General features: G+C 24.4%; 6 protein-coding genes. All 6 read right to left on the bottom strand.

Translation table 11 applies throughout. The features are described from left to right. Window positions 1–665: 665 nt before the first annotated feature. Window positions 666–1,001 carry a hypothetical protein gene (locus AYWB_RS03395; protein ID WP_011412970.1) on the bottom strand — a complete coding sequence of 112 codons (336 nt, stop codon included), beginning with the start codon at window positions 999–1,001 and terminating at the stop codon, window positions 666–668. A gap of 50 nt (window positions 1,002–1,051) precedes the next feature. Next, window positions 1,052–1,366, bottom strand: coding sequence for a single-stranded DNA-binding protein (locus AYWB_RS03390; protein ID WP_011412969.1), 315 nt, complete (start codon window positions 1,364–1,366; stop codon window positions 1,052–1,054). A gap of 21 nt (window positions 1,367–1,387) precedes the next feature. Next, on the bottom strand, window positions 1,388–1,882 hold the full coding sequence (locus AYWB_RS03385; RefSeq protein WP_238374436.1) for a hypothetical protein: 495 nt from the start codon (window positions 1,880–1,882) through the stop codon (window positions 1,388–1,390). Window positions 1,883–1,940: 58 nt separating this feature from the next. Then, window positions 1,941–2,423, bottom strand: coding sequence for a DUF2963 domain-containing protein (locus AYWB_RS03380; RefSeq protein ID WP_011412967.1), 483 nt, complete (start codon window positions 2,421–2,423; stop codon window positions 1,941–1,943). A 3-nt stretch (window positions 2,424–2,426) separates the two neighbouring features. Continuing rightward, on the bottom strand, window positions 2,427–2,897 hold the full coding sequence (locus tag AYWB_RS03375) for a hypothetical protein (protein WP_011412966.1): 471 nt from the start codon (window positions 2,895–2,897) through the stop codon (window positions 2,427–2,429). Between the two features lie 291 nt (window positions 2,898–3,188). Then, complete coding sequence (locus tag AYWB_RS03370; RefSeq protein WP_011412965.1) at window positions 3,189–4,316, bottom strand: Rep family protein; 1,128 nt, start codon at window positions 4,314–4,316, stop codon at window positions 3,189–3,191.

The following is a 4,316-nucleotide window of genomic DNA, read 5'->3' as shown; positions in this document are numbered from 1 at the left end:
TTTAATTTATCCTTTTTAATATTTTTTAACGGATACCAGCTACTCCTTACCCGATAGTTCACGGGCAAGGCGCTGGTTTTTTTATTTTCGCTACTCCTTTACTGCCTAACGCAGCAAAGGCGCTCAATTTAATTATAACATATATGTTCTACTTTAACAAGTTAAAAATGGTAGAAAATGCAAATTGAAAATCATTAGGAAAACACTAATAAATCAATATAATTCGTTCTACCATTCTCCCTACCATAGAGACAAGCCCTCTATGGTAGGGAAATACTGAGGATTTTATATATCTTTCTATCTATATTCTCAGGGATGTTACTAAAACTAACAAAACCTAGGAAAAACCTAGCGAATTTTTAATTTAAAAAAACCCCTAAATCCCCAAAAGGGGACTTTATAGGAGGGGGTATCATAATATAATTAAGATGCATCGGCTGGACGCCTAGCTCGCTAAGCGAGATATCTTAGACCTTTATTTATGTGCGTTAGATAAAAGATATTAAATGTCATTTGAAACGTCATATAGATATAAAATAATGTGTTTAAAGGTTATTATAAAATTAATAGATTGATTAAAATTAACATTCCGCGGGAGACGATTTTTATATTTTTAAAGCCCCTAATTTAATAGGGGCCTTTGTTTTATTTATTTTTTTACTATATTAAACTATAAGTTTAATAGATTTTAATAATTCATTTGTAAATCCATTATTTTTTAATTTATCTATTATTTTGTTTTGTTCGTTTTCATCTACCCCAAAATAATATTCATCATAATAACTTAATTCATCAATTTGTTTATTTGTAAATCCCTTTTGTTTTAATTCATTAATTGTATAATCAAAAAATGATATTTCGTCATTTGTAAATCCAGCAGCTTTAAAATCTTTAATTTCAAAAAAATAATAATTTCTTTGAAAATCTTCAGGTTTAAATCCTTTAGATTTCATCTCTTTAAAAAAATTAATTGTATTTTTATTGATTTCACTTTTTTTCATTGATATAATACTTTCTATCTAAAGCCCCTAAATTAATAGGGGCCTTTGTTTTATTTATCTTTATTATCTAAAAAAATAACTTTTTGAACTATTACTTTAGTAGCAGTTTTATTTTCGCCTTCGTTATTGGTATATTTTTCAATTGATAACGTTCCTTCTAAATATACTTTTGAACCTTTATGTAAATACATACTCATGTTTTCAGCTTGGTTTCTAAAAACAACACATGGAATGAATTGAGTTTTATCTTTATTATTTACAGCTATTTGGAAATCTAATTTAGATATTTGACCCTCATTAGTATTAATATGTGTTGGCTCTAAGTCATGAGTTATATTACCTATTAATTGAACTTTATTTAACATTTTATTTCTCCTTTCTTAATATTAAAGTAATAAAGCAACAGGAGCTGCAATTGGACCTACAGATGCAAAAATAGGAGCTAGAACTACACAGCTAATAACTCCTGCACCAATAGTTAAACTTACAACTGCGATATCTTTAACTAATTTATTATTGTCATTTAATTGTTCAAATGGAATTTCAGATGAAACAAAATCTTTTTGAGAAAATTGACTCATTTGCTCATCCATACTTTTACTAAGTTTATGATAAAGTTCATTTTGAAACTTAGGGTCAAAGAAATCTAAATTATTTATTGGTTGAGTTTCTTTTTGTTTTTCAACTTGTTTTTGTAATTGTTTGTTTTTTAATTGTTTTAATGTTTTTAATTCAGTTAATAATCTAACAATATTTTGAACCTTATTAGTATCATGAATATATTGGATTTGATATTGAGATTGGTTTTGAACTTGATTTTCAGTTTTTTGTTGTTTTGATTTAAGTAATTTAGGTAATCTTAAACCTAAAAGAAATAACATGATTAAAATAAGAATTGATATAAATATAATCCAAATCTTTAATATAATTTTTCTTTTTTTATTCATTAGAATGATAAGTGTCTCTAACAGTTCCGTCTGGGTTATAAAAAGTGTTTAAGATAGAACCATCAGAATTGTAATCAACAGTATATTCTATTGTTTCTCCATCATTTTTATAATAAATGTCTTTAATTAATTTACCTGTATCTTGATTATATTTTTCTATGGAAAAGATCTTTATTCCATCATCATAATATCTTATTTTAGGAGGATATTTAAGTAATGGAGTTTGTTCTTGTTGTTGGGTTAATTTATCTATTTCAGATTCTATCTTATTAATAACCCTATTATAGGTTTGTTGTTCTTGTTCGGCATTAATATTAGATTGTAAATGTTGTTGATTTTGGGTATCAGTTTTAGGTTGAGGTTTATTAATAGCTAATAAAAGAAGCATTAAAAGAACAAGAATAACTCCACTAATAAATAAACCCCAAATGATAAATATTTTATTTTTTGGGTTTTTGTGATTATTGTTTTTCATAATTTAACCTCTTTTTTGATATTTGTTTTCAAATGGTTTAATTACATTTTGTCTTTTTTGTAAATTAAGTTTGTATTCTAAATCATTTATCTTTCTTTGTAATTTGTTTAAATCATATTGATTCAAGTTATTAGTTTTAATTGGTTGTTTTAATTCTGATTTAGGTGAGAAAATCCATTTAATTAATTTAAATAATAATTTAAACGGATATAAAATCCATTTGATTATTGTTTTAATAATATTCCATATAGAACCTAAAAAAACTAACAAGGTGATAAAGATTAAAATGCAAAAAATAGCAAAAAGAAAATGACAAATTATTCCTATACTATTTGGTATATTGAATAAACTGAAATCAACGTTTTTGATTGCAATAATACTGTTAAAAACATATTTTAAAAATGTTATAATATAAGTAACATAGTAATTTATTTTATCAATAAATGCGTCTATGTTTAAATTAAGGTTTTGCATTTAATGCATCCTTTCATGATAGTTATATAAATCGTTTCTTTTGCGAAGAGGGTTGATTTATATAACTATTTTTTTTATATTTTAATGTGAGCTTTACAAAACAAAAATGACCCTACATATACGCACAGCAACGAACATATATATAAGGTCATAATTATTTTAACATATAAAAATGTTATAAATTATTAATTATTAATTATTGTTGCTGTGAATACACTTATATTATATCAAAAAACCTAGTAAAATACACATAAAAACAATCAAAAAAAAACATTTAAGTATAGAAATAATTTAAATATCATCTGTATTAGTTATTTGTTTAATAAACTCTTTTGCTTCTTTTTTTGACAAAGTTTTTAATTGAAATTCATTTAATAAATTATTAGGTTTTTTATCTATTAAATCATATTTCATTTCCAATGGATTCCAAATACTAGAATAAATATATTTAGAATCTATTTTAATATGTAATTTACAACGACGTTTTAATTGAATAATGCTTTCATCTTTTTTGAAAATATCTTCAAAAAAATCATCAATACTTTTAACTGTTGTAATAATAATTAATTTACATTCTAAAACTTTATTTTTATAACGACTCTTAACTGAAGATGAAGTATTATTATCTAACATTTTTAATAAGTCTGATAAACCTAGACAATTAGAACGTAGGTCATCTAAAATAATACATTCTTCGCCTCTACTATAATCATCTAAAACATCATTACTACCTGATGAAATATAAGTTTGATATTTTTTATTTTTAGCTATTTTTTTAGCTAACGTAGTTTTACCACAACCACTTAAACCTGTAATAAAAACACATTCCATTTGTCTATCCATTCCTTTCAAAGTATTGTTTCTATACTTAACTGCTTCTTCTATTGCTGAAGAATAAATATTATTCTCTATAATAGAAATGTGGTTAGTGCTGTTGCACTCTTTTATTTCTCCTGATTGTATTTTAGATAAAATCTCTTCTAAACGGGAGTCTATTTTATATTCACGCAGGAAAATATCTTGTTGTGCTTCCGATTTCCAGTCGAACTTACTAACCACTGCTTTTTCGTCATATTGATGTTTATCAGAACGATTAGCATGAATCATATACATTAAAGCATCACTAAATCTACCTTTTATTTTGGAAACAAAATTATCCTGTGTATTAAACCATTGAGAAATATGTTTTGTATCATGTGCATAATTAAATCTTAAATATATATGCCAATGAGGTTTTTTTAGATCCCCTATATTTTTACCATTCAATGTAGCCTCTTTTTCATTTTGATAAATATCTTTATCATGTAAAATATAGGCATAATTTTGAATGGCTTTTTTTTTAAGTTCTAAAATATTTTCTATTTTAGTTTTATTAATTTTATCAGAATTAATAACAAGTTCACAAATCTTTAATTTCAT

The organism is Aster yellows witches'-broom phytoplasma AYWB (assembly GCF_000012225.1).
Classification (GTDB): domain Bacteria; phylum Bacillota_I; class Bacilli_A; order Acholeplasmatales; family Acholeplasmataceae; genus Phytoplasma.
This window is presented reverse-complemented; position numbering and strand designations above follow the sequence as displayed.